This is a genomic window from Streptomyces sp. NPDC096012, assembly GCF_040426375.1.
Classification (GTDB): Bacteria; Actinomycetota; Actinomycetes; order Streptomycetales; family Streptomycetaceae; genus Streptomyces.
Genome location: NZ_JBEOTD010000103.1, coordinates 1 through 1309, shown reverse-complemented (window position 1 = coordinate 1309; position 1309 = coordinate 1). Strand labels below are relative to the sequence as shown.

At 69.4% G+C, this 1309-nt stretch carries 1 pseudogene; it reads left to right on the top strand.

What is annotated here, in order from left to right:
• Positions 1-339: 339 nt before the first annotated feature.
• Positions 340-1227: pseudogene (trpS, locus tag ABVB68_RS36765) on the top strand (tryptophan--tRNA ligase); the annotation flags it as partial.
• Between the last annotated feature and the right edge of the window lie 82 nt (positions 1228-1309).

Below are 1309 nucleotides of genomic sequence, written 5' to 3'. Positions count from 1 at the left end.
TTCCCTTTCCGGCGGTTCCGACTCTATCAGATCCTTTCGGCGTCTGACTCCCAGTCAGGGGGGTTTGCCTTCCCGGCCCTTGGGCCGTTCCGACGAGTGAGACTTTAGCGGATTCCTGGCTCCCGAGCTAATCGGGGCCGGCGCCCTTTCGAACGCGGATTCCTCATTTCGCGAATACGCACGTCAATACGTTCGACATCGGAGTGTCGATGGTTGAGTGGTCTTGCGGAATGGCTGTCCGGGGACCGACCGGGGTCGGCGCTCACGTCGGACAACTCGGAGAACACTACGTAGTGGCACGGGGTGTGTCAACTCGCACCCCGACGGGATCTCCGAGGCGACCACGATCCGGCCCGGTTGCGCAGACTCAGTCGGCAGGCGGCGACGCTGCTGCTGGCGTCGGGGCTCGATCCCGAGGTGTGCACCGTCTACCTGCAGAGCCATGTCGACGAGCACACGAGACTGTCGTACCTGCGGGAGTGCGGGGCGACCGACGGCGAGATGCGGCGGATGATCCAGTACAAGGAGAAGTCCGTACGGGAACGTGAGCGCGGCGGGAGCGTACGGCTGTCGCTGTTGACGTATCCGGTGCTGATGGCGGCGGACATCCCGCGTTCGGCACGGACGAGGTGCCGGTCGGGGACGACCAGGTGCGGCACGTGGAGCTGGCGCGGGACCTGGCGGTGCGGTTCAACCAGCGGTACGGCCACACGTTCGTGGTCCCCAGGGCGACCCGTCCTGAGGTCGCGGCGCGGGTGATGAACCTGCAGGACCCGACGTCGAAGATGGGGAAGTCGGAGGATTCGGGGCCGGGGATCGTGTACCTGCTCGACGAGCCGGACGTCGTGCGCAGGAAGGTCATGCGCACGGTGACCGATGGCGGTAGGGAGGTCGAGTACGACCGGGAGACGCGGCCCGGGGTGGCGAACCTGCTGGAGATCCTCGCCGCGTGCACGGGCGGGAGTCCCGCTGCCTTGGCCGGTGCCTTCGACTCGTACGGCGCCTTGAAGAAGGACACCGCGGAGGCGGTGGTGGAGGTGCTGCGGCCGGTGCAGGCCCGGCACAGGGAGCTGTGCGCTGACCCCGCCTCCGTGGAGGGGGTGCTGCGGGAGGGTGCGCGGAAGGCGCGGGCGATGGCACGGCCGACCGACCGTCGATGCGGCGTTCCGGGCGATCGGGCTGCTGCCGCCGGTGTTCGAGACGGGGTCGAGCACGGCCGTCCGTTAGGCATCGGGCGCGCGGGGATGCTCGCGCGCACCTCGGTGTGGGCGTCGCGGGGGGGGGGGGCCGGGGGCCGGCCGCCCGCCGC